The sequence below is a fragment of the Psychrobacter nivimaris genome (assembly GCF_009812035.1).
Taxonomy (GTDB): Bacteria; Pseudomonadota; Gammaproteobacteria; order Pseudomonadales; family Moraxellaceae; genus Psychrobacter; species Psychrobacter nivimaris.
Map to the genome: position 1 here is coordinate 86,953 of NZ_VZIZ01000015.1, position 25,769 is coordinate 112,721.

Sequence of the window (25,769 nt, forward strand, 5' to 3'; positions counted from 1 at the left end):
TATGATGATGTGTGACCGATTATATCACTGGCCGTCTTGGCAAATGAATTCTTTTGGTTTGGCACTATATGGTTTTTAATTATATCGTTCCTAGCTACCAATTCTATCCATAGTTTTTGTTCATAACTTTTATCGATGGCTTTTGTTCATAGCTTCTATTTATCGTAACGCATGACAGTTTAAGCGTCTCTTGGACTATCGGCAAGGCCTTAATCATACAAGTTACGATATTACTCGTCGTCTGTCTCCACACCCATAAGATGCTGCCATTGTGACTGTACTAACGCTCGCGTCTCCTGCCACAATGACTCATCAACGAGCAAAGACTGCTCTGATAGTGCCAATTGATGAGTAGCAGCACGTATTCTTAGATAGGCATCAGTCAAATCCTGACAGACTTGGTCATCCCAAATACCAAGCAAAGCAACTTCTGCAAAAATTCGCACATTATCGCTCCATTTCGTCAAACTCGGATATTCATGTGAGTAAGCCAATACGGCAAACTGTGCTAAAAACTCAATGTCTACAATCCCGCCTGCATCTTGTTTAAGATGAAACTTGCCCGCCTCCTGCTGCCATTGGCTCGTGCCTAGATGCTTTTGCATTTTGATACGCATGCTAGTGACTTCACTACGTACTTGATCCAGTGTCCGTGGCAACGACAAGACATCGCGGCGAATATCACAAAAACGTGCAGTGACTCGCTTGTCTCCACAAATCGCGCGAGCACGTACCAGCGCTTGATGCTCCCATGACCATGCTTTATCCATTTGATAGGTTTCAAACGCATGACAAGACACCACCATCATGCCAGCATTTCCTGAAGGCCGCAGACGCATATCAATCTCATAGGCACGGCCATCACGGGTTTGAGTATTGAGATAATTCATTAGCTTTTGTACAAGACGCGCGGCAAACTTCATACCACTGACTGATTTTTCACCAGTGGTCATACCTTGCTCTTTTATCTTGTGTAAGAATACCAAGTCCAAATCTGAAGAATACGATAGCTCTAAGCCACCAAGCTTGCCATAACCAATAATTGCAAAGCCGCAGTCCGCTTCAGTGACTGGGTCGCCATCTTGGCCAATAGGATACCCATAACGATTAACAATCTCTGCAAAAGCGCGCTCTAATGCCGCTTCTAGTACGACTTCAGCGATGTAAGTTAGTGAATCTGACACTTTCATAATCGGGCGTTCGGCCAATACATCACTAGCAGCGACAGCCAACACTTGATTCTTTTTAAACAGACGTAGGACGCTTAACAGCTCTTCTTCATCGTTTGGCTCAACGCGTAGCAACTGTTGACGCAAGATATCACGCAGCTCGCGTTTATCTGGCAGATGGCGATAACGCTGCTGCAAAAATGTGTCTAATAATACAGGATATTGAGCCAACTCTTTTGCGATCCATGGGCTGGCAGATAACATTGGAATCAGCTCAATCGTTGCATTAGGGTTTTCAGCAATCATGACCAAGTAGATAGAACGACGGCAAATCGCTTCAAGCAGTGAGATCAATCTCGGTAAAGCAGTATTGGCAAGTTGCTGCTGTTCTTGATGCGCTAACAACGCATGGACAATGACAGGATATGCGTCGTCTAAACGCTCTCTGGCCTCATCACTTAAGTTAGCCACCATTTTTGATTGCCAAAATTTCTGTAGTAACTCGCGATTTTCTTCTGTCAGCACTTTATTTAAACGAGCAATTTGCTCATCTAAGTGCTCTGGCTCTAGATCGGTATCTTCGTTATCAGGTACTTGGCGCTCAGTGACCATACGCTCAAACGGCACATTAACATTCTCGCGATGACGATTAAGCTGGTCTAATAAGGCATGCCAGTTTTTAAAATTCAGCGTCACTGCTAGATTATGCTGCCATTGCTCATCGTGTGGTAAGCGCTGGGTCTGCTGATCATTAATCGCTTGAATAGCATGCTCAAGCCGGCGCAAAAACCGATATGCTGCCTGTAGCTGCTCGTAAGTTGAATGCTCCAGATAGCCAAGCTCACACAATACTTGCATCGCTTGCAAGCAAGGTTTGATTTGCAGCTGTGGATGCCGGCCGCCATAGATAAGCTGAAAGGCCTGTACGATAAACTCAATATCTCTAATACCACCTGCACCAAGCTTGATATTGTCCAAGTCTTCACGCTGTGCAACTTGATTTTGGATAAGAGACTTCATCTCTCTCAATGCCGAAAACGCACTGTAGTCCACATAATAACGAAAGACAAATGGCTTAATCAGCGCTTGTAACTCTTCATAAAATGGCTGGTCTATTTGTCCGACTACGCGCGCTTTTAACCAAGCAAAACGCTCCCATGCACGCCCATGCATCGTAAAGTATTTTTGTAATGCGGATAGATGAATAGCCAAATCACTTCCATCACCCCATGGACGTAAGCGCATATCTACTCGAAAGACAAAACCGTCAGCGGTCTTGTTATCAAGCAGTTTAATGATGCCTTGACCCAATCTGGTCATAAAGCGTTTGTTGTCTATGCTACGTGTGCCTTTTGCCTTATTGCCATTGGTCTCGCCGCGCGCTTGATGCACAAAGATTAGATCAATATCACTTGATAAATTCAGCTCTTGCGCACCAAGTTTACCCATGGCCATGATTGCCATATCATCAATCTGTACATTGCCTTGTTCATTGATAAAGGTCGGCTCGCCATATTTAGCAACCAAGTGCTGATAAGTGTAATCTTTAGCAAAAGAGATACAGCCATCTGCAAACTCAGACAACTCATCGGTCAGCTGCTCCAGACTGATCGTTTGCAAGGCATCTTGCCAAATCCAGCGCATCATTAGTAGCGTGCGCAAGTGACGCAGACCACTCATGACCTTGATTTCATCAGCGAGTTGATAGTTCTCATCTAACGTATAATCTTGTATCAGATCATCGATTTGCTGACGGGTCAGCGTACTATTCAATGGATAGCTACGCAAAAACGTCTGACATGAAACGGTCCGACTTTCCCAAATCTGATAAGCGAACTCGCTCGCTGTCTGCAGGACTTGCAGTTGTTCTACGGTAGGCTGATAATCTGTACCATTGTTCACACGTGAGGGCATAGCAGGTAACATAGTGACAAAAACTCCTTACATAGAATGGTAAGACTACGTGAACCTAGCTCATAAGTTTATTGTTTTTTCTTACGAGGCAGTCACAGCATCAAATAATAATACTCAGTGTGCCTGTACTTGAGATAAAACCACGTTAAATAACAGTGACTCTATTTGGTTTGCGGCGCTTTATGGTAGCATAAACATCTTTAATAGAGACGATGCGCCTCTCTTTTATGACATAACGATATTTGATGTGACAGTATGATCCGCTGTATGTCGCATTATCAGTATAAATTCTGTTTTCTGTCACGCAAACTTGCACACAAGCACACAAGCACACAAGCACACAAGCACACAAGCACACAAGCACACAAGCACACAAGCACACAAGCACTATAATAATAACGACCAAATGACTTTATACAAAGCATTTATAGCAACTCGGCCATAATTTTTAAACTCTTATTTATAACATGTGATACCGCGCCTTATGACGACCACTCCCCCGTTACTACTGATTACTGCTGACCCTAGTCACCCATTGGCACACTTGGCGTTACGCTATGCACGCGCTTACCTGAAGGGCGCAGCGAATAGTGATGATGTTGATAACAATGACACTAATAGCGTAGGCAGCAGCGATAATGCTACCTCTGAACTACCTCTGCTCAACGTCTTCTTTTATGGCGACTCGGCTCACATAGCCAATCGATTGCGTTGGCAGTCAGCCGATCAATTAGACTTGACCAAAGAATGGCAGTCTTTGGCTGAGCGGTATCAATTACCCCTGCCTGTCTGTGTCAGTACAGCCCTTAGCCGCGGTGTGAGTGATGTAGACAACAGCTCACGTCATCAGCTTGACGGTGCCAATCTTGCGACAGGGTTTACCTTAGTGGGTCTCAGTGAGCTTGCGATGATGATGCAAGATGACAGTCGTTTGATACAGTTTTGATAGCGTGTCGTTTGATAGTTTGTCTATTGAGATCACTGGTAGCGGTAACTATTTTTAGGAATACATAATGAGATTATTAATTCAGCTGCACACGCCCACTGAAGCAGCAAGCTACGAAGGTTGTGCGCTTGCACTAACTTTAGCGACATTTGGTCATGAGGTGCAATTGTTCTTAGATGCACCTGTCTTTGGCTTATTGATGCAATCTGACTCGCGGCTACATGGCATGATTCAGTCACTTGAGCTTTACGATATGCCCGCAGCTTGGCTACCTGATGATGTCTTTAGTGGCTGGGTCACTGGTATGTTGCCGACAGATCTGGCATCACAGCTCACACTCGTGCCAGAGGTCATCAACTCGCAAGACTTTGAGCAGATACTTACCTTTTAAGACGCTGTATAACTTAGATTTATAAAATAATAAAGCACGTAATCGGACACTTTTATGGCAACTTTATATCAATTGCATAGCACGATGGATACCCTTAGACGCAGTACTGAAGAGATGTCTCGCACTTGGCGCACGGGCGATAGTATTATGTTACTCGGCAGCACTCCTGCTTTTATCGACTGGCTCAATGCTTATTTAAATGATAGCGATATCGAGGATATTGCTGGTATTTACGCATTAGCAGATGACATCGCCCAGCTCACGGCAAATACAACTGGCAAGCTTAATTTAGAGACTAAGTTGACTGCTGTTTTAACCGACGCAGAATGGGTGAATCTGACTCAGAGCAGTCAGTTTGACAAAGTGGTGACAATTGCCTTATGAGTAATGACATGACCACTCACAACGCCACATTATCAGCGGCTGATATCGAATTAGATCAAGATGGCCATCTGTGTGACCATATGATTTGGACACCTGTTATCGCGCAGCAATTGGCAGACACGTTAGAGATCAATCTAAGCGATGAGCATTTAGAAATTTTGCAACAAGTGCGCGCGTTTTTTGACAAATTCAATCACGCGCCAGCAACCCGTCCATTAATCAAATGGCTACAAAAGACTCTGCCAGAACTCGATATTAGCAATCAAAAGCTACAGCAATTGTTTAATACAGGTTTGGTTGCGCGTCATGTCAATCGCTTGGCAGGATTACCAAAACCACCGAACTGTTTATAGATAGTTCCGCTCTACTGTAAAGCTTTAGTACTCTCTTATCGTAAACTGAGAATATAAAAATGAGCAGTGCTTAACTACTCATGACGTGTGCAATTGCCTTTTAAGAAGATCTACTTTGGATCATAGACTGTCAATGTCTCATAACCAATACTACGACCTTCATCGCCCATAAACCCTTGCTGTCGCCATATCTCGTACAAACAGATGGCTACGCTATTTGATAAGTTCAAACTGCGTGAGTCAGCTAGCATGGGCAATCTTAGCCAGTTATCAGCACCGATATCTTCACGTATATCGTCTGCCAGACCTGCTGTCTCAGAACCAAAGACTAGCGCAATATTGGGCATAGCAGCCTTATCAGATGCTTTAGAGTCCGAGTGCTTACCAAAGTCATAATCGTAGAATGGTTTGCTTAGCTTGGTTGTCAATGCGGTAACGACATGGCAATCGGCGGCTTTTAGAGCTTGCCTCGCAGCCGTCCAATCATCATGCACCTGTAAATGAGCATATTCATGATAATCCAGACCTGCGCGGCGTAGCTTTTTGTCATCAAGCTCAAATCCTAACGGTCTGACTAAATGTAGCTGTGCCCCGCTATTGGCACACAGTCGAATAATATTGCCAGTGTTACTCGGCATTTTTGGTGCTACTAGCACAATATGGATGGTCATTCTTACTCCACAAATATTCAGCGCTCTATTATTTAAATTTATGAGCGGTAGGTAATCGAAAGTTACAGTTTACTGCCAATAATTACATTTTGATACTGTGCAGCGTTTTTAACTTTCATTATGATGTCTGTAATGGATAGCGCGATAGCATTTATGTATGACTGTCTCATCCAATACCCCTTCAGTGAAGCTTGAGCACACGCTTAGCGTCACTGTTGTTATTTATAACCATTCATTTATCTTTGAGGATACTATTATGAAAAAAGTAATCATCGCATCTTTAACTGCTATGTTCGTTCTAACTGGTTGCAACACGTTCAAAGGCCTTGGCCAAGACGTATCAAGCGCCGGAAATGCTGTAACTGGCGGCGCACAAGACGTACAAGATAAAATCTAAGGTCTGCTTTTTTTAGATTTTTAAAAAGGCTTATCATTCATTTGATAAGTCTTTTTTGTGTTCTTACTTCGCTGCTGTTAAACAATTACTCAAGCACGATTTTATAAAAACGCGCGTAATATCTGATTGAGATAACGCTGACCTAATACCGTCGGTTGCAACTGCGTATCACTATCTACCAACAACCCTTGTTTGACCAGACTGTTTACTTGTTCAGCAATACTATCAATGGTTAATCCAGTTCTCTCTTCAAACAGTGACCAAGCGACGCCGCCATGTAAGCGCAGCGCGTTTAGCATAAACTCACTCACCAATTCTTCTTGATCAATCGCTTGCCAGCCAACCATTTTTGGTGTGATTTGGCGTATGTCAGACTTCTCTGTGGTATCTGGATTTATTACTACATAATCTTTTGGCAAACGTGATTTGCTAAAGCGATAGATACCTGACGCTACTAACAAGTCATCTTCCATCTTATCTTTTACGTCTGACGAGTTACTACCATTGCTATCGTTACGACCAATCGTCACTTTACCATGTGCACCAGCGCCAATAGCTAAATAGTCGCCAAACTGCCAATAGTTGATATTATGACGACATGGTTTGTCTGACTCGCCTGCCCACGCAGACACCTCATAATTACTATAGCCTAATTGCTGCAATAACGATTGCCCTGCTTGTTCGATATCTGCCAAATTGTCTTCATCGGGTAAAATAGGCTGGCTACGGTAAAACACGGTATTTGGCTCAATAGTCAGTTGATACCAAGAGATATGCGTTGCACCAGCATCATGCGCCATTTGGATATCTTCTAGCGCTTCATTCATGGTTTGCTGCGGTAGACCGTGCATCAGGTCGACGTTGACCCGTGCAAATCCAGCCGCTTTGGCAGCGCGAATTGCTGATAATGCTTGTACAGGATCATGAATACGCCCAAGTACTTTAAGCTTGTCAGCAGCGAAGCTCTGTACGCCGATAGACAGACGATTGATACCAACCTTTAGATACTGCGCAAATGGTGCATGCTCAAGCGTGCCAGGATTGGCCTCCATGGTGACTTCGATGTCTTCTGAAAATTCAAAACATGTACGTAAACCAGTAAACAGTCGCTGATACTGAGAAATGGGTAGCAAAGACGGCGTACCACCACCGATAAATATCGAACCAATCTCTCGGTTCTGAGTTAAAGGTCGCTGCATCGCGGCGTCTAACAATAATGCATCGACGTATTTCTCATACATGGATAGCTCACTGTCTATCGGTAGCTCATGCGAATTAAAATCGCAATAAGGACATTTCTTCACACACCACGGGATGTGAATGTAAAGAGACAATGGAATGTCTGTCACATCTACCGCGATAGTATCCGTCGTTGTTTCAGTAAGACTTAACGTATTCAGGTCATTTGGCATACTGTCTGTATTCACTTTGGGCATAAATAAACTTATTTTGTAGTGAGCAATAATGATCGATATCAAAAGTAAGGCTAGGATAGCGACTAGATGAGATAAAGAAAAGCCTATCTATCATAAAACTATTAACAAAAACACGTATAACCGCCCTATTCACCATGGCAACTTATAGGCAGTATATAAAAACTTTATTCAAAACAGCCTCTACTAAGAACAGTTACTATTCAAAACGTGTTTGAGAGTGAGTCAATAGAAACTAACCCTGATAATTTTAAGAACCAATTAAAGAATAAAATAAAGAATCGAAGGACAAATATATGGCGTATTGGTTAATGAAATCCAACCCTAAATTTTTTGGTATCGAAGATTTGCAGCGCTTGGGCACCGATGGTTGGGACGGTGTTCGCAACTACCGTGCGCGTAACTTTATGCGTGATGATATGAAAGTTGGTGACAAGGTATTCTTTTATCACTCTAGCGCCAAGCCGTCTGGAGTCGCTGGTATTATGACAGTTACTACAGCAGGGTATCCTGATCCTACTCAATTTCACCCTGAGCATCGTCATTATGATCCTATTGCGACTGAAGAGGAACCTCGTTGGTATATGGTCGATCTCACTTTTGAGCAAGCTTTTACAGAGGTATTGCCACTATCAGAGCTAAAATTTTTGCCAACTTTGGAAGACTCGTTATTATTGAGGAAAGGCTGTCAGCAATTAACAGTGATTCCATTAGAGCCCAAACATTGGCGGGCGATTATGGATATGGCAGAAACACTTGAGTTGTTACCGGAGTAAACTTATTAAATCATCTCTGAGCTATTGGCTATTGGCTATTGGCTATTGGCTATTGGCTATTGGCTATGAAATAGAGTACAAAAAACCTAAGATTAATACTTACATAGCGGTGCTAAAGCGTTGACATCATAGTGTGGCTTCTTTACCATCTTACTATGTATATGACCTGTCAATCCACTACTTGGATCGACGGGTTATTTTTATTTTAGTGTCTTTACTTTTATTTTCATACTCTGCCTATCTACTCATGCAACATTATAAGCTTGCTCATATTATTTATCGGAGTATTATCGTCGGCACTACTCTCTCCTTGCTGCGTCAATCTTAATCGATTGATAGCAGTGTTTGTTTATTAATAATAACTACCTTAATAACAATTACCGCAAAGAATAAAAAGTTGCTTACCATGGTTTTTCCATTGTCTTTCAAAGATTTTAAAAGCTACAGCTTACGTTTAGGCATACTTGCCCTCCCTATCTTAATTACTCAGTTTTGCCAAGCCGCACTTGGCGTGGTTGATGCCATCATGGCAGGTCAAGTTTCGGCGCTTGATTTGGCGGCGGTAGCCGTTGGCTCTGGTATTTGGCTACCATTGTTTTTATTGGCCACAGGTGTGCTTATCGCAACCACACCTCTAATTGGTGAAGCGATTGGTCAAGACCAGCACGGCCAAGTACCCCATATCACGCAGCAGTCCTTATGGACCGCAGGTGTCATTGGCATTATCGGTTTTATCATTGTTAATTTGGCTCCCCATGTTCTTGGCATTATGGGTGTCCCAGAAAACATTCAGCCGATAGCAACGCAATATTTACATGGTGTCTCATTTGGTTTCCCAGCGCTCGCTGTATATGCCGTTCTACGCAGTTATTGTGAGGCATTGGGTCGTCCTGAGCCCGTGACTGTCATCAGTATCATTGGCCTACTCGCAGATATTCCTTTGAACTATATTTTTATTCATGGGTTATTTGGCATGCCAGAAATGGGCGGTGCAGGCTGCGGGGTGGCGACAGCATTGGTGTTATGGATAAATGTCCTATTGCTTGCGGCCTATACTAGCTTCACGAAACGTCGCGAATTTGTAAGTACGCGATTTTTTTATGGCTTTTCTAGTCCCAATCGTACACAGATAAAAAAGCTGTTAAAACTTGGCATTCCTATTGGTATCTCTATTTTCTTCGAAGCCAGTTTATTTAGCTTAGGCGCACTCGTCATTAGCCCATTGGGTGAGCTAGCAACAGCATCGCATCAAGTGGCACTGTCAGTGACCTCACAGCTATTTATGATACCGATATCTGTTGCCATGGCGCTCACTATCATGGTCTCCAATCGGTTTGGCCAAAAAAACCTATTAGCACTTCGCCAAGTGCAAGCTACTGGACTGGTATGGACCGTATTGATCGCTTTGACCTGCATGCTTGGGATATGGCTATTCAGACCAGAACTGGCAGCAGCATTCACGGATAACCCAGAAGTTAGAGCACAGTCTATGCATTTGCTGATCTTTGCGCTTGCTTATCAATTATTTGATGGCTGGCAAGTTAACGTCGCTGGTATATTGCGCGGCATGCAAGACACCACCATACCGATGTGGGTAACGCTCTTCTGCTATTGGTTAGTTGCCCTACCACTTGGCGTCTATCTGGTGCGTTTCACTGACGTTGGTGCACAAGGGTTTTGGATGGCGTTGATTACAGGTTTATTCTTATCATCTATTTTACTTACTTTGCGTCTACGCTATCAGCAAAAACGCTTAACTGTGCTATGGGGTTAAGCCAATTGCTGATGGATTTCATTTTATAATCATTGTTAGCGTCATTTGATCATACAGACTATGAAAAATCGTAGATATTTTCTTACTAAAAAGAAGGCTTACGTCAAAATATGTAAAAATTCTCAGTTAACAACTGTACATTGATTGCTCATTGCCCTGAATCTAGGTATCATTAGCAATTAATTAGACAATATTTAGTTACACTATTTCTCGAATTTAGTACAAGGCCAGATAAAAACTATGGATATTGAAAAAATACGCACCCTCATCGCCCTTATGGAAGAAAGTGAACTGGTTAATTTAGAAATCAGTTCTGACGACGAGCATATTAGCTTAACTCGTCACTATGACGCGCCTGTGCCAACTATGATGGCTGCCCCAGCTGCGAGCGCTGCCGCTGTTGAAGGCAAACCTGCAGAAAAAGCGGGTAGCGTTGAGTCTTCACCAATGGTTGGTGTTTTCTATTCAGCACCAAGTCCTAATGACCCACCATTTGTAAAAGTCGGTCAAAAGGTTCAGGCAGGTGATACTTTAGGTATCATCGAAGCTATGAAAATCATGAACCCGCTTGAAGCGACTCAAAGTGGTATTGTTGACGAAATCTTGGTAGATAACTCTGAAGTCGTACAGTTCGGTCAACCTGTCATACGCTATAAAGCGTAACGATATTTGCCATACTTTATTTCATTATGGCTGACTTTTGGTATATATACCGCGTCAATGCTAAACAACCTGATGCTATGTATCGAAACTCAGTCAATGACTGACGCTTCGACAAGGATGAACCCATGATAAAAAAATTGCTCATTGCCAACAGAGGTGAAATTGCCCTGCGCATCGTCCGCGCCTGTAAAGCGCTAGGTATCGAAACGGTAGGTGTCTACTCTACTGCTGATGCTAACTTGATGCACTTGCGCTTTGTTGATGAGGCAATTTGTATTGGCAAGCCTAATGCTAACCAAAGCTACCTTGATATCAATACCATCTTAACTGCTGCTGAAATCACTGGTGCAGATGCTATCCATCCCGGTTATGGCTTTTTGTCTGAGAATGCTGAATTTGCTGAACAAGTAGAAGAAGCAGGATTGACCTTCGTTGGTCCTAATGCTGATCATATTCGCCTCATGGGCAACAAAGTTTCTGCCATCAACGCCATGAAAAAAGCGGGCGTACCAACCGTACCTGGTTCAGTTGGCGCTGTGACCCTGCATAATGCTGAAGAGCAAGCCCGCAATATCGGTTTCCCACTATTGATTAAAGCGGCTTCTGGCGGCGGTGGACGCGGTATGCGTGTGGTTGAACGCTTTGACGAACTAATTGGTCAAGTACAAGCGGCCAAACAAGAAGCTGAGCTCTGGTTCGGTGACGACACTGTCTATATGGAGCGCTATCTACAAAACCCGCGCCACGTAGAAGTACAGGTGTTAGGTGATGGTAATGGTAATGCTATCCATCTATATGACCGTGATTGCTCATTGCAGCGTCGCCATCAAAAAGTGCTAGAAGAAGCACCTGCACCTGACATCCCAGATGATGTACGTGAGCCAATCTTAAAGGCGTGTGTAAAAGCGTGTGAGCTTGTTAAGTATCGCGGTGCTGGTACGTTTGAATTCTTGTTTGAAAATAACGAGTTTTTCTTTATTGAAATGAACACTCGTGTACAGGTTGAGCATCCAGTGACTGAGATGATTACTGGTATTGATGTTGTCGTCGAACAGCTCAAAATTGCTGCTGGTTACGGCCTGTCTTATCGCCAAAGCGAGATTGAGATCCAAGGTCATGCGATCGAATGTCGTATCAATGCCGAAGATGCAGCAACTTTCGTACCGTGTCCAGGTACTATCAGTCAATTGTTCACACCAAGTGGTTCTGGTATTCGCTTTGACTCGCATCTATACCCTGGCTATGAGATACCGACCTATTATGATTCATTAATTGGCAAGCTTATCTGTCACGGACAAACTCGTCAGCAAGCCATTGCTAAGACAGTACATGCCCTTGATGAGCTGATTATCGAAGGTATCAAAACCAATATTCCTTTACATCGTGATGTGATTTTAGCGGATGATAACTTTACTCGTGAAGCGCAAAATATTCACTATCTCGAAAGAGAGCTGCTGACTGCGAATAAAGCTAAAAAAGACTCGTAGGCTAAAATACTTATAGAGTTCGCTAAGTTTAATTAAAACAGCACATAAAAAACCGCTATTAATATAGCGGTTTTTTATGTCATCAATAAGCTGTCAATCATACATAAAGTACAACGAGCATATCTAATTATGGCAACACTCTATTGAAGTTCATAAAGCATTCGTTACCATCAGGGTCAGCGCACCATTGCATCTGATTACCATCATGATTGATAAATGCAATTAACGCTTCATCAGTCTGATCGATCTGATTACCTGAGCAGTCTACTTCATTATTATCATAAACGGTCTTAATCGCAATAACTGGCAGCCCTTCTTCACGATGGGTAACCAGATATCGGCCGTATGTCCATTCTTTGCCGCTGACAGACCACATCTCATTATCCGCACCAAAGTTATATAGCTCACGGCACTGGTTAGACTTACCAACTGACGCAAGTAAGTTTTTGCTAGTAGTTGGTTGAATGTTTAGAACCCGCTTTTCATTTTGAGTCAGTACGCCACCGTCCATGCCCGTCATTACCTTAGGCTCTACACTGCTAGGCTGTTGCGCACTATCTGACGCCGACTGATTAGCTTCCGCTTCCTTGGTCATCATAGCGTGAGTAGAATGAGCGCTGCTGTCCAAGTCTATTTCCCACTGTCCGGCAATGGCTGGACTAATATGAGTGGTAATGGTCGGCTTGGTAATAGCCTCACCGTTCGCAGGCAACGAGGCTAGAATAGATGCCAGTGTGAATGAAGCAAATGAGATAGGTTCCATAATTAACCTTTTATTTATAATATTTTAATATATACATTAGCGTAAGTCTTAGACACCAAAAACACAAGTAACATTATGCTATTGCTCATAAACCTATAGTTGGAATTTCATAGGTATTTATAGCAAAAAATAACGCCATCGCTTTACTTGCTAGAGACAAGGAGCGATGACGTTATTAGCATACAGAATTTTGCGTGATATTAATGACTACTTAATACTAAGCAGCTTCTGTATTTAGCGCTTGAGCAAAAGCTGATAACGCCCCTTTTAGCATGGCTGATACCGTACTGCTACAAGTACCGATGCCAGAGTATACCTCGCCATCGACATTAAGCTGTATATAAGCAGCAGCATTGGCATTGGTTTTGTTATCACTATTGGTATCATCATCGATACCATTACCGCTATTATGATGCGGATTAATCGCATGCTCTGCATAGTTAATAATATGTAGTGATTTGCCCGTATGCTGTGCAAGTCCGTCAATAAACGATGATAATGGGCCGTTACCCGTGCCATCAATATCGATGGTATCGCTATTCATTTGTACTTGACCACTAAAGTAAACCGCGCCGCCTTTATTGTTGACGCTATAGTCTAGCAGCTCAAACTTGCCTTGCTGCAAGTAAGTATCTTCAAAGGTCTGCAAGATTTCATCATTCTGCAATTCTCGTGCAGCCGCTTCAGCTTGCTTTTGTACCACACGGCTAAAGTCAATTTGCATCCAACGTGGTAAGTTGAAACCGTAGTTACGCTGCAAGATATATGCGACGCCGCCTTTGCCTGACTGGCTATTGATACGTACTACATCTTGGTAGCTACGCCCAATATGCGCAGGATCGATAGGTAGATAAGCCACGTCCCAGACGTTGTCTGTTTCGCTCTGATTGCTTTCATTGTAATCGAGAGATTTTTTGATAGCATCTTGATGTGAGCCACTAAATGCCGTAAAGACCAACTCGCCTACATAAGGATGACGTGGGTGCAATGGTAAGTTATTGCATTCGCTCACCACCTGTACGATTTCACTCATATTGCTAAAATCAAGCTCAGGATCGATACCTTGGCTAAACAAGTTCATGGCCATGACCATGATATCCATGTTACCTGTACGCTCACCGTTACCAAGCAATGTGCCTTCGATACGATCCGCACCTGCAAGCACACCCAATTCAGCTGCCGCTACCGCACAGCCACGGTCATTATGAGTATGCAAGCTCACAATCACGTGCTCACGCTGCGCTAAATTGCGGCAGAAGTACTCTACTTGATCAGCAAAGACATTGGGCATAGAAGCCTCAACCGTCGCTGGCAAGTTAAAAATAACTTCCTGACCCTGCTGTGGTTGCCACACGTCACATACTGCATCGCAAACCTCTACGGCATATTCAGTTTCTGTCTGGCTAAAGCTCTCTGGCGAGTACTGAAACACCCAATCTGTCTCAGGGTACTTTGCTGCATATTCTTGCAATAGCTTAGCACCTGCAATAGCAATCTCTTTGATTTCAGCTTTATCTTTGCCATAGACTTTTTCGCGTTGTACACGGCTGGTCGAGTTATAAACATGGACAACCGCACGTTTAGCACCTTTTAATGATTCAAAAGTACGGGCAATCAAATGCTCGCGCGCTTGTACCAATACTTGTAGCGTTACATCTTCAGGTACGTGGTTTTCTTCGATAAGCTTACGAGCAAAGTCAAATTCTACCTGCGCCGCTGATGGAAAACCAATCTCAATCTCTTTAAAACCAACATCTACTAAAGTCTTAAAGAAGCGCATTTTTTGTTCAATGGTCATCGGATCAATCAGTGCTTGGTTACCGTCACGCAGATCCACACTTGCCCATATCGGTGACTTCTCAATTGTCTTGCTTGGCCAAGTACGATCTGGCAGCGATGGCGCAAATGCAAATGGACGGTATTTACGGAAGTCAAAAGCGGCACTTTTTGGTGTGATCTTTGCAGTCCCTGTGGCTGCAGTGTGCGTGGCTTGGTCAGACATAATCAATCCTTAGATGATATGGTTATTTATATATTTAGCTAGGCGATTAGCTGTTGATTAGATCAGTATTTATCATACGAGATAACTAGTGTTCATACCATAATAATATCAAAGTTTAACAGAGAGAAACCTGCTTTCTTTTACTTTATTTTCTGTTATTTTAGTGGAAAAACACAATTTAGACATTATAATCGAATTAATTCACTATTAAGGCTTGAGAAATGCCAGACAATTATATTGATAGTACAGGAACTGCAGATATAGACGAGATAGATAAACAGTTGCTACGCTTACTGCAAACGCAGGCGCGCATGAGTATTACTGAACTTGCTGAACGCGTCCACCTGTCTGCCACCCCTTGCGCACGTCGTATCAAACGCTTAGAGGATGCGAACATTATCACTGGCTACCATACCAAAACCGATGCGCAAAAACTTGGCTATCCGCTAGCCGTGTTTATCGCTATTAGTATGGATCAACATACAGCAGAACGTTTTGAGCAGTTTGAACGCAAAGTTCAGAGCTTTGAGGAAGTCATTAGCTGTAGTATTGTCACAGGACGCACGGAAGACTATCTGATTAAGGTCAGGGTACGTGATATGACACATTACGAAGAGTTTTTATTGCATCGCCTCAATCGTATCGAAGGCGTGGCCCAAGTTCATACCAGTTTTGAATTACGAGAAGTATTTAGCCGTAGCGTGGTTTAGACGAGCTTAGCTGTCTTTGGCGACTGTCGACGAAACCATACCAATAGTACAAATCCGATCATTAATCCGATAGCAGCGACAAGCAACCCTGCATTGAAATTGCCATCTCTCCCTGCCAGTGCCACTGTCACCAAAGGTCCCAAAAACTGCCCCAATGCATAAGCCAACGTTGCCAAAGCAATCAGTAAATTAGAATAGGCAGGATTGATGTTTTTAAACAGCGTCAGTGTCATCGATACCATACCGACGAAGGTCAATCCCAAAATCGCAGCATTGCCATATAATCCAAATGCACCATCAAACCATATCGGCAAGCACATCCCAAATGCTTGCAATACCGTCAGCCCCATTAAGGTTTTTATCTCACCGATACGTTTGGCAAGCGCGCCCCATAGGGGGTTTGACAACATCGCAAAAATACCAACGACCAACCAAATCATGAGTCCAGCATACGTCTGTGTTGTTAGACGTTGTGCTGCCATAACGGGTAAAAAAGTTGCTGAGCTGATATAACCAAACCCTGCCAGTACGTAGCTGACGAAAAGTAAAGTAAGCGCTTTATGGTGTCCAGAAATTGCTTCGTATAAGGAGCGTTTAAAGTTTACATAGGTCTGGTGCACTGACACGTGTTGTTTGGCATCAATCTGCTGTGAATCAACAGCCCGTACTTGTCTTGGCTTTATCGCATACAGTAGCCATACAAGCGGCAAACTGGTGACACCTGCGACTAGCCAAATTACATCGAAGTGATAGCCTAGTTTTAATAGCCACCACGTCACGATGGCAGAGGCGCTAATGCCAACGCCAATACCTGCATAATGGACTGCTGACAATACAGAACGGCGCTCAGGGCTGAGGGTTTGAATCACAAATGATGAGCTTAGAATCATCGCCACGCCACTTGCAATGCCTGCAATTAAGCGAATGATATACCATAGCGTGAGCGACATATTTGGTATGACGAGTAACATCGTGGTGACAACACTGATAATCGCCCACAGCGTCATCGCCTGCCATGTCGAGCGCTGAGGCACAAACATAGCGATAAGAGCGCCAATAAAGTAACCGATATAATTGATTGATGCCAACCAGCCTGCAATCGTCGTTGATAACGACAATTGCACCATAATATCAGGTAAGGTGGCGGTAAACAGGAAGCGTCCATAACCCATGACGACTGCCATGCAGTACATACCGATACAGGCAATGGCAGCTTCGTTGGTAATCATCGGGATCATACGGCTTTTAAAAGCAGTCATCATGACAGAGCCATTTTTGTGGCAATTAGCACACAATCCTTTGTGTTAGACAGTCAAAAGCAGTAATAAATAAACGCAGAAATAGAGAAGTTATTAGATATATTAGGCCAGCATAAAGTTATTAGCGAAAACTATGATACGTCTAACGCTGGTGTCTCTACTGTATCCTGCCCTAGCATTTGCACCCGCTGATCGCTAAACATATCCATATCTGGAGCTAGCGTACGCATAAACCGATCAAAATACAACATCTGTTTGGTCAATAGAGCGAAGTCTCGTGGGAAATGGATGCCATGACGTTTGCCAACCTCAACAATCTCAAGCATCATTTTATTCAGCTCATCGGCTTGCTCTTTACTATTGAAAGGTACACCGCTCGTAAAGGTCTTATCTTCTGCCATGATGGTTGTCATCATACGCTGCAAATCATTCCCCAATGCAGCCACATCGACTTTATTGCCACCATGTGTCATTTCCATATCAATCATATGGCGAGCCATGGCTTGATAGTCGCTGTCTTGCATGGCTTGCATCATGCCCATGCACGCACGCCAGCTCTCAGCTTTGAGTTTACCGACAATACCAAAATCCAAAAATCCAATACGACCATCAGTCAATAGCATCAAATTACCAGCGTGTAAATCCGCATGGAAACTATTGCATAACATGAGACTGGCAAACCATGTATTTAAAGTGTCTGCCATGACTTGTGCAGGATCAGCACAGTATTGGCGCATGAGCGACTCATCGACCATAGAGACGCCATATAGACGGCTCATCGTCAGTACACGCTTGGTGGTAAGATCCTCATAGACGGTTGGTGCAACGACACGAGTATTGCCTGATACCGCTAAGAACTGCTGAAAATCGCGAATATTCTGTGCTTCAGCGATAAAGTCAGTCTCGGCAAGCATACGCAAACGAATCTCATCGATAATCGGCGCAATACTCGCAAATTTCATCGATGGCATCAGTATTTCAAGTAGCTTAGTTACGCCATGCAATACACCCAAGTCGGTCTGCATGATGGTTTCGACGCCAGGCTTTTGTACCTTTAGCACCACTTCGTTACCATTGTGCAGACGAGCTGCATGCACTTGAGCGATAGAAGCTGATGCTAGTGGCTCTGAGTCAATATGAGCAAACGTATCATCAAGGGTCATGTCATCAGTCGCCAGCTCTTCTTTTAGCACTTGCTCGATATAAGCATAAGACAATGGCGTGGTTTGATCCAAGCAACTCTGGAATGCCTTAACATAATCACGTGGAAACAATGACGGTGTACTGGCGATAAATTGACCGATTTTGACATAAGTCGTGCCTAACTGCTCAAAAGTTTCTTTGAGTAGCATCGCGTCAGGTTTCTCACCTTTTGCCACTCTTAGCGCAGACAGACCTGCCACGCTCGCTGTTTGGCGAACACGGTTCATGACATTAAAAGTATGCTTTAATAAATGCGGACGATGAATTTTCATAAAAAACAACTATGGTAATAAGAAGAATGTTTGAAGATAGGCAATACAATATAAAAATGCGTTAAAATCAGATTACTCAGTTATAGTAGGTTCAATATAATTTGGATACAAGGAAGGCGAGTGAAAGTACTACAAGTCGTAGACTAAGCAAGCCTGACACCGTATCCAATTTATAGAGAGTTGACTATAGGACTGCTACAGACAGGACACTGTGGGTCTTTTCGATAACCCATCAGCCGCTGCTGCATCTGACTACCATCCCATATGAGCAGCTTGTTTGTCAGTAGATTTTTGGTTAATCCTAAATATTGCAGTGCAGCATTGGCTTGCAAATTGCCCATGATGGCAGTGGTACTGGCCAGCACACCAGAGTTGGCACACGTACGTTCGTCAGCGGCTTCATCAGGTACTACTGAGCCGAACACGCAGTGATAACAACCAGTATCGAGCTGAGGTTCGAACAGTGCTAGCTGTCCTTGCATCGCAATCGCTGAGGCGGATAATAGTGGGATTTGGTAGCGTACACTAATGCGATTAATAATATCGCGCGTGGCAAAATTATCCGTACAGTCTAAGAGTAAGTCAGGCTTGCCTGCTGCCATATCGAGCAATTCATAAGCGTTGTCTTCATCTAATCGTGCGACTGTGCCGTAAGTCTTTATCAAGGGATTGATGCGCGCTAACATTTGCGCTGCGGTCAGTGCTTTAGACTGACCGATATCTTCTGGCAAAAACAGCGTTTGCCGTTGTAGATTACTCGCCTCAATCTCATCATCATCGATTAGATGGACATGGCCTACTCCAGCACGTACCAATGTCTCAGACGCAGGACAACCAAGGCCGCCTGCCCCTATTATGACCACACGTGCTGTCTTCAATCGCAGCTGAGCGTCCATATCCCAACCGTCTAATAATACTTGTCGAGCATAACGGAGCAGCTCTTCATCTGATAGCTGTACCATCTCTTCTACCATATTCATCTACAACCTATAATCAAAGAAATCTACTACCAAAAAACTATCTATTGAACTTGCCCTAGCGTGACGCGATCATTACCACCGTAATCTTTTACGGTATGTACTGATTCAAAACCACTATCCAAAAACAACTTGCGAACAGCATTACCTTGATCGTAGCCATGTTCAATAGCTAATAACCCACCCGTACAGAGATATATTGTTGCCTGCTGGACGATATGCTCGATATCAGCCAAACCCTGATTGGGTGCACTGAGCGCACTAATCGGTTCAGCTGTTAGTCCTGCCAAATGCTCGTCTGTCTCGTCAATATAAGGAGGGTTAGAGACGATGATATCAAACTGCGGCTCATCGCAAATAGGTAGCGCTTGATACCAACTGCTCTGGATAAACTCAACATTGGCAACGTTATTGCTCACGGCGTTATGCTGAGCAACTTCAAGCGCCTCTGACGATAAATCAACCGCCACAATTTGCCAGTTAGCGTGCTTTAACTCATAGGCAAGACTGATAGCGATACAACCTGACCCTGTCCCTAAGTCTAGTAATCGCTTAGTATTAAGTTGCACTGGCTGAACGTTTATCCAGTTTAATACCTGCTCGACCAGTACTTCGGTATCGGGTCTAGGAATCAAAGTATGCTCGTTCACTCTAAAGCTAAGCGACCAAAACTCCTGCTGTCCGGTTAGATACGCAAGCGGTATACCTTGCTGCATTTTCACCACGCCGTCATTGAACCGTGCGACTTCACTATCACTTAGCTGATAATCTTCATCAGTCATCAACGCTATCGCAGGCTTATCAATGACATGCACCAACCAGTCAGTGAACCAAAATGACGGCTGCTGATTATCTGACTCACCATTCGTCAGTTGTTGAATCTGCTGCTTGATTTGACGAATGGTTGATACGGTCATAGATAGCTCTTAAAAAACAGTGGATGGATAAAGGTAAAATACTGCTGAGCCTACTCTGATGCGCGTGGTGGCTCTTTGGTATCGGTCAGGTTATGATTGGTTTTACTCAGCTTGTCACCTATCCCGTTACCACCGCTGCCATCATTATTATCATCGCCATAAATATCATCGTTATCACCAATGACAATATGTCTATCAACAAAGTAAATCAGTGCCAAAATTGGAATACCAATAGCAAAGGTAAAGATAAAGAAAAACGGATAACCCATATTATCGACGATAGCACCAGAATAACCACCCATTACTTTTGGTATCAGGGTCATCAATGAGGAAAAAATCGCATACTGTACAGCAGTAAAGCGAATCGATGTCAGTGCTGATAAGAAAGCGATAAATACAGCGCTTGCAAGGCCCGCAGCCAAGTTATCAAATATCACTGCCATATACATGATTGGCAGGCTACCTGGGTTATATGTCAATACCACAAACAACAGGTTGGTCGCACACGCTAAAATCGCGCCTATCATCATGGCATGCATGATACGGAAACGCTGAGCCAAAATACCACCCAAGAAGCCACCTGCAATTGCCATAATCACACCGACCAGTTTTACGGCATTGGCGATATCTGTTTTGCTAAAGCCCATATCTTGATAAAAGACGTTGGAGATCACGCCTGCGACGATATCTGAGATACGGTATAGACCAATCAAGGCTAAGAGTAGCAGGGCTTTTTTGCCATAACGTCGGAAAAAATCTAAGACAGGCTCGATCCATGTTGCCATGGCCACTTCTTTTTTCACCAGTCCTACTTGTACTAGTGCATAACCTGCTGCCATTGCCGCGCCTAGGCTTACTAACAAGTGCAAGGTTTCTACAAAGAAACTAGAAAACGCGCCTTCGAACTCTGGTAAGACTTGTCCCATCAATATATAAGCAGCGATAAAGGCAATCACTGAAAATACAAACAACGCTACCAGTCTGACGTAGTCTTCACGAGTTTCAGCGACCAACGGGGCTTTGTTAATGATTTTTGGTTGATTAATAATAAAGTACAGTAATAACAATGGCGCGCACGCGACCAATGCTAAAAAGTAAAATTTAATCGCTGGCATTACCATTAGTGGTATCAAGGCCACTGTGCTATCAAATACTGTATTGATCAAAATATTAATCAGGTAAATAACACCAAACAGCAGACCTGGGATAAGCAGTAACGCCGAATAAATTAGGAATACTTTTAAGTTACCCTTCTGCTTTTTACTTTGCAGGGTCTCAGCGGTTGGCTCATAACTAGCAAACGTCGTTAATACCCCTAACGTCATGACTCCTGCCATGATGTAATAGGTATTGCGCCATGCTTCATAACTATAAAACGTCTCATTTGAGCCGAAATAATCAGCCAAATATAACGCGCCTGCCCCTGCGACAATCATACCGATACGGTAGCCTGACACATAGATAGAGGACAAGATAGACTGCATAGACGGCGGCGCAAGCTCAATACGGTACGCATCAATCACGATATCTTGCGTCGCAGAAGAGAACCCAAGCAGCACGGCCGCGCCTGCCATATAAACCAAGACATCTTCGCTAACAGGATTTACCCTTGCCATCAAAAAGATTGCCAGCACGATAAGCAGCTGTGATACCACCATCCAACTACGACGACGCCCTAGCCACTTGGTCAAAAACGGTACAGGGAGCGCATCAATCAATGGCGCCCAAATAAACTTGAACGAATACCCCAGTGCTGCCCAGCTGAACATAGTGACGACACTACGATCAATGCCTGCTTCTCTCAGCCATAGCGACAGACTTGAGAAAATCAGCAGAATAGGTATACCCGCTGAGAACCCCAAAAACAGCATAATAATGACACGAGGATCGAGATAAGCTTTTGTAGCCTCGCCCCATGACTTTTTGGCAATTGGTTGATTGGGCGGTACAGATTTGACAGCAGACATAATAACTCACCAACAATTCAGACAAAGAACACAACCGCGCACAATTTTTATCAATCTTTAGAATCAGTTATCGACAAAAGAATCGATAAAAATTGCTCTACGTTGCACCAATATTATGATTACAACAAAATCCAGTTATGGTACTTGAGAACCTTTATCTTGACTAGATGTTTTTGCATTAACTTAGCGATTGCAGGCCATGTACAATCGCTTATATTTCTTAATAGTAACGCAAAAAACCGCAGTGTTTTACCAAGGTTATCTTAGCTCTTTTTTTTATTGCTAATTTCTATTTTGAAGGATGTCTGACAATGACATTATTTATAGGTAATATAAAGGTAGTAGTAAAACTGACGCAGGCTTGATTGGTTAGGTGCACTCTATTGGTTTACTCTTAACTGGCGATGATAAGCACGGGCGTTAATAATGATTGAGATAAACAAAACATCAAGCATTTTATGATTGGTAATTTAAAACTTATAATTCTTATATATTAGTTTTATAAATCCACTCAGCTTAGTTATGCTTTGTACATAAACAACGACTACCGAGATTCACGGTTTGTTCTTTCGATTATCATAGCCTAGGAGTTATACCATGTCCGACTCAACCAATAACACCACTGACAAAAACACTGCCCCAGATGCTGCTCGTTGTCCTGTAGATCACGAAAGCAACAATAATAATGCGCCTACTAACACAACCTATGATCAGGGTGATGGTCAAGGCCCAACGATCCATAGCGAAAACGTTGATAACTCGCACGAGGCTCAACGTCCTAGTATGGGTGGCTGCCCTGTTATGCATCAAGCGCACACTACCACTGCTTCTGCTGCGACAGATTGGTGGCCAAATGCTCTAAACTTAGACATATTGCATCAGCAAGACAAAAAGACTGACCCAATGGGTGAAGACTTTGACTATGCTAAAGCTTTTAAACAGCTAGATCTAGAAGCGGTCAAGACTGACTTAAAAAACCTAATGACTGAGTCGCAAGAATGGTGGCCAGCTGACTGGGGACACTATGGTGGTTTGATGATTCGTATGGCATGGCATTCAGCTGGTACGTATCGTCGTTCTGATGGTCGCGGCGGTTCTAATACTGGCAACCAACGCTTTGCACCATTGAACAGCTGGCCAGATAACGTCAACCTTGATAAAGCACGTCGTCTATTGTGGCCAATCAAGAAAAAATACGGCAATAAATTGTCTTGGGCTGATTTGATGATTTTGGCAGGTAACATGGCTTATGAGTCTATGGGTTTTAAAACTCTAGGTTTTGCTGGTGGTCGTGCTGATATCTGGCATCCAGAAAAAGACATCTACTGGGGTTCTGAGCGCGAATGGTTAGCTGCTACCAAAAACCGTTATGACAGCGACGAAGACCGCGCGTCACTAGAAAACCCACTAGCAGCCGTACAAATGGGCTTGATCTATGTCAACCCTGAAGGTGTGGATGGTAACCCTGACCCATTAAAGACTGCTCAAGATATGCGTACTACCTTTGCTCGTATGTCAATGAACGATGAAGAGACTGTCGCTCTAACCGCTGGTGGACATACCGTTGGTAAGTGTCACGGTAATGGTGATGCAACGATACTAGAAGACGAGCCAGAAGCTGCTGATATCAAAGAGCAAGGTCTAGGCTGGCGCAATCCTAAAGGTCGTGGTAATGCAGGTGATACCGTTTCAAGTGGTATCGAAGGCGCATGGACCACCAATCCGACCCAGTGGGACCACGGTTATTTCGAGCTACTATTGAACCATGAATGGGCACTGACCAAAAGTCCAGCAGGTGCATGGCAGTGGGAACCAACTGACATCAAAGAAGAAGATCGTCCGTTAGATGCTCATGATCCAAGTGTACGTCGCAACCCAATCATGACTGATGCAGATATGGCATTGAGCAAAGATCCTATCTATCGCGAGATTTCAGAGAAATTCCATAACAACCCAGAATACTTTGATGAAGTGTTTGCTAGAGCGTGGTTCAAACTGACTCACCGCGATTTGGGGCCGAAATCTCGTTACTTAGGTGCCGATGTACCAAGCGAAGACTTTGTATGGCAAGACCCTATTCCTACAGGTAATGCAGACTTGACTGCTGATGATATTGCAACGCTAAAAGCAAAAATTTTAGATAGTGACATTAGTCGTCGTGAGTTGATCATTACAGCATGGGACAGCGCTCGTACCTTCCGCGCTTCGGACTATCGCGGCGGTGCCAACGGTGCACGCATCCGTTTAGCCCCACAAAAAGACTGGGCAGGCAATGAGCCAGAGCAGCTGCAACATGTGCTTGAGACATTAACCAGCATTCAGTCTGATTTTGATAAAGACGTGAGTTTGGCCGATCTGATTGTGCTCGCTGGTAATGCCGCTATTGAACAAGCAGCGAACGATGCAGGCGTAGATATTACTGTACCGTTTAGTCCAGGTCGCGGTGATGCTGACGCTGAAATGACTGACGCCGAATCTTTCGCTGATTTAGAGCCGCTACATGATGGCTATCGTAACTGGATTCAGGGCGACTATGCGGTATCACCAGAAGAGATGCTGCTTGATCGTACGCAGCTAATGGGATTGACAGCGCCTGAGATGGTCGTATTGCTTGGTGGTATGCGAGTGCTTGATACCAACCATGGTCAAAGCCAACATGGCGTCTTTACTGAACGTGCTGGCGTGCTTACTAACGACTTCTTCGTCAATTTAACAGACATGAACTACACATGGCACCCTGTAAAAGCAGCCGACAACACTGCTAATAGCTACGAAGTACGTGAGCGTGGTACAGGAAATGTCAAATGGCAAGCGAGCCGTGTAGACTTGGTATTTGGCTCTAACTCTATATTACGTGCTTATGCTGAGCTATACGCGCAGGATGATAACTTAGAGAAATTCGTTCGTGACTTCGTCCGCGCTTGGAACAAGGTTATGAATGCAGATCGCTTTGATATTGCCAAATAGGCTGAGTTTGAAATTGGTCAATACCGACTAATTAATAGTAATAAATAACTTTATAACTAACGAACAGCTATCTTTTAGAAGGTAGCTGTTTTTTTATGCTTAGTTTTTTATGCTTAATAGTGACCGCTCTTTATAAGTTGTTAGGTCAAATGGCTTCTCTGGATAAACAACGCTTACTGACTAAACAACATTTACTGACTAAACAACATTTACTGAACAAATAATTTTTTAGCATTGCAAAATACAAATTCTATATTCATAATTATCATAAATTGATAGCTATTTATTATATACAAGAATAATAGCTTTGTTTTACACTACTTTATTACTGTATGTTCAGACATTTTTACTTTCATATACAGACGAGGTTTGTA

At 43.4% G+C, this 25,769-nt stretch carries 21 protein-coding genes; 11 read left to right on the forward strand and 10 right to left on the reverse strand.

Features of this window, described 5'->3' with window-relative positions:
* Positions 1 to 230: 230 nt before the first annotated feature.
* Positions 231 to 3,095 carry a bifunctional [glutamate--ammonia ligase]-adenylyl-L-tyrosine phosphorylase/[glutamate--ammonia-ligase] adenylyltransferase gene (glnE, locus tag FQV37_RS06965; RefSeq protein ID WP_160021897.1) on the reverse strand — a complete coding sequence of 955 codons (2,865 nt, stop codon included), beginning with the start codon at positions 3,093 to 3,095 and terminating at the stop codon, positions 231 to 233.
* Between the two features lie 472 nt (positions 3,096 to 3,567).
* Here glnE and tusD point away from each other — a divergent pair, with 472 nt between their 5' ends.
* The 4 genes from tusD to FQV37_RS06985 all read left to right on the forward strand — a co-directional run bounded on the left by tusD (position 3,568) and on the right by FQV37_RS06985 (position 5,157).
* On the forward strand, positions 3,568 to 4,029 hold the full coding sequence (gene tusD, locus FQV37_RS06970; RefSeq protein WP_160021899.1) for a sulfurtransferase complex subunit TusD: 462 nt from the start codon (positions 3,568 to 3,570) through the stop codon (positions 4,027 to 4,029).
* Positions 4,030 to 4,096: 67 nt separating this feature from the next.
* The gene (locus tag FQV37_RS06975; protein ID WP_101204423.1) at positions 4,097 to 4,420 is read left to right on the forward strand and encodes a hypothetical protein; all 324 of its coding nucleotides are present in this window, start codon (positions 4,097 to 4,099) and stop codon (positions 4,418 to 4,420) included.
* A gap of 54 nt (positions 4,421 to 4,474) precedes the next feature.
* Complete coding sequence (locus FQV37_RS06980) at positions 4,475 to 4,804, forward strand: hypothetical protein (RefSeq protein WP_160021901.1); 330 nt, start codon at positions 4,475 to 4,477, stop codon at positions 4,802 to 4,804.
* An 8-nt stretch (positions 4,805 to 4,812) separates the two neighbouring features.
* Positions 4,813 to 5,157: a TusE/DsrC/DsvC family sulfur relay protein gene (locus FQV37_RS06985; protein WP_205962065.1), complete on the forward strand. Its 345-nt coding sequence runs from the start codon at positions 4,813 to 4,815 to the stop codon at positions 5,155 to 5,157.
* Between the two features lie 110 nt (positions 5,158 to 5,267).
* Here FQV37_RS06985 and FQV37_RS06990 read toward each other — a convergent pair whose 3' ends face one another.
* Positions 5,268 to 5,828, reverse strand: coding sequence for a tRNA (cytidine(34)-2'-O)-methyltransferase (locus FQV37_RS06990; protein WP_160021905.1), 561 nt, complete (start codon positions 5,826 to 5,828; stop codon positions 5,268 to 5,270).
* Between the two features lie 256 nt (positions 5,829 to 6,084).
* Here FQV37_RS06990 and FQV37_RS06995 point away from each other — a divergent pair, with 256 nt between their 5' ends.
* Positions 6,085 to 6,225, forward strand: a complete 141-nt coding sequence (locus FQV37_RS06995) for an entericidin A/B family lipoprotein (RefSeq protein ID WP_101204419.1) — start codon at positions 6,085 to 6,087, stop codon at positions 6,223 to 6,225.
* 101 nt (positions 6,226 to 6,326) lie between these two features.
* Here the strand turns inward: FQV37_RS06995 and hemW are convergent, their stop codons facing one another.
* Positions 6,327 to 7,637, reverse strand: a complete 1,311-nt coding sequence (gene hemW, locus FQV37_RS07000) for a radical SAM family heme chaperone HemW (RefSeq protein WP_160021983.1) — start codon at positions 7,635 to 7,637, stop codon at positions 6,327 to 6,329.
* Positions 7,638 to 7,954: 317 nt separating this feature from the next.
* On the opposite strand from hemW, the gene FQV37_RS07005 reads away from it, so the two are divergent.
* The 4 genes from FQV37_RS07005 (at position 7,955) to accC (ending at position 12,358) form a co-directional block, all read left to right on the forward strand.
* Positions 7,955 to 8,434 (forward strand): EVE domain-containing protein, encoded by a 480-nt coding sequence (locus FQV37_RS07005; RefSeq protein ID WP_160021907.1) that lies wholly within the window; start codon positions 7,955 to 7,957, stop codon positions 8,432 to 8,434.
* 406 nt (positions 8,435 to 8,840) lie between these two features.
* Complete coding sequence (locus FQV37_RS07010; protein WP_160021909.1) at positions 8,841 to 10,208, forward strand: MATE family efflux transporter; 1,368 nt, start codon at positions 8,841 to 8,843, stop codon at positions 10,206 to 10,208.
* A gap of 240 nt (positions 10,209 to 10,448) precedes the next feature.
* The gene (accB, locus tag FQV37_RS07015) at positions 10,449 to 10,871 is read left to right on the forward strand and encodes an acetyl-CoA carboxylase biotin carboxyl carrier protein (RefSeq protein WP_160021911.1); all 423 of its coding nucleotides are present in this window, start codon (positions 10,449 to 10,451) and stop codon (positions 10,869 to 10,871) included.
* A 125-nt stretch (positions 10,872 to 10,996) separates the two neighbouring features.
* Complete coding sequence (accC, locus tag FQV37_RS07020) at positions 10,997 to 12,358, forward strand: acetyl-CoA carboxylase biotin carboxylase subunit (protein WP_057759692.1); 1,362 nt, start codon at positions 10,997 to 10,999, stop codon at positions 12,356 to 12,358.
* Between the two features lie 127 nt (positions 12,359 to 12,485).
* Here accC and FQV37_RS07025 read toward each other — a convergent pair whose 3' ends face one another.
* Both FQV37_RS07025 and leuA read right to left on the reverse strand, forming a co-directional pair.
* The gene (locus FQV37_RS07025) at positions 12,486 to 13,121 is read right to left on the reverse strand and encodes a hypothetical protein (protein WP_160021913.1); all 636 of its coding nucleotides are present in this window, start codon (positions 13,119 to 13,121) and stop codon (positions 12,486 to 12,488) included.
* A gap of 217 nt (positions 13,122 to 13,338) precedes the next feature.
* Entirely contained in the window at positions 13,339 to 15,123 is a 1,785-nt protein-coding gene (gene leuA, locus FQV37_RS07030) for a 2-isopropylmalate synthase (RefSeq protein ID WP_160021915.1), read from the reverse strand.
* A gap of 221 nt (positions 15,124 to 15,344) precedes the next feature.
* On the opposite strand from leuA, the gene FQV37_RS07035 reads away from it, so the two are divergent.
* Positions 15,345 to 15,833 carry an Lrp/AsnC family transcriptional regulator gene (locus FQV37_RS07035; protein ID WP_160021917.1) on the forward strand — a complete coding sequence of 163 codons (489 nt, stop codon included), beginning with the start codon at positions 15,345 to 15,347 and terminating at the stop codon, positions 15,831 to 15,833.
* Here the strand turns inward: FQV37_RS07035 and FQV37_RS07040 are convergent.
* The 5 genes from FQV37_RS07040 to FQV37_RS07060 form a co-directional block, all read right to left on the reverse strand.
* Entirely contained in the window at positions 15,830 to 17,095 is a 1,266-nt protein-coding gene (locus FQV37_RS07040; RefSeq protein ID WP_167514306.1) for a YbfB/YjiJ family MFS transporter, read from the reverse strand. The genes FQV37_RS07035 and FQV37_RS07040 overlap by 4 nt on opposite strands.
* Before the next feature lie 128 nt (positions 17,096 to 17,223).
* A complete protein-coding gene (locus FQV37_RS07045; RefSeq protein ID WP_160021919.1) occupies positions 17,224 to 18,567 on the reverse strand; it encodes an ABC1 kinase family protein in 1,344 nt (447 codons plus the stop codon).
* A gap of 170 nt (positions 18,568 to 18,737) precedes the next feature.
* Complete coding sequence (locus FQV37_RS07050) at positions 18,738 to 19,541, reverse strand: HesA/MoeB/ThiF family protein (protein WP_420876991.1); 804 nt, start codon at positions 19,539 to 19,541, stop codon at positions 18,738 to 18,740.
* 47 nt (positions 19,542 to 19,588) lie between these two features.
* The gene (gene prmC / locus FQV37_RS07055; RefSeq protein ID WP_160021923.1) at positions 19,589 to 20,461 is read right to left on the reverse strand and encodes a peptide chain release factor N(5)-glutamine methyltransferase; all 873 of its coding nucleotides are present in this window, start codon (positions 20,459 to 20,461) and stop codon (positions 19,589 to 19,591) included.
* A gap of 50 nt (positions 20,462 to 20,511) precedes the next feature.
* Positions 20,512 to 22,428, reverse strand: a complete 1,917-nt coding sequence (locus tag FQV37_RS07060; protein ID WP_160021925.1) for an AmpG family muropeptide MFS transporter — start codon at positions 22,426 to 22,428, stop codon at positions 20,512 to 20,514.
* 783 nt (positions 22,429 to 23,211) lie between these two features.
* On the opposite strand from FQV37_RS07060, the gene katG reads away from it, so the two are divergent.
* Complete coding sequence (gene katG, locus FQV37_RS07065; RefSeq protein ID WP_160021987.1) at positions 23,212 to 25,395, forward strand: catalase/peroxidase HPI; 2,184 nt, start codon at positions 23,212 to 23,214, stop codon at positions 25,393 to 25,395.
* The last annotated feature ends 374 nt before the right edge of the window (positions 25,396 to 25,769 follow it).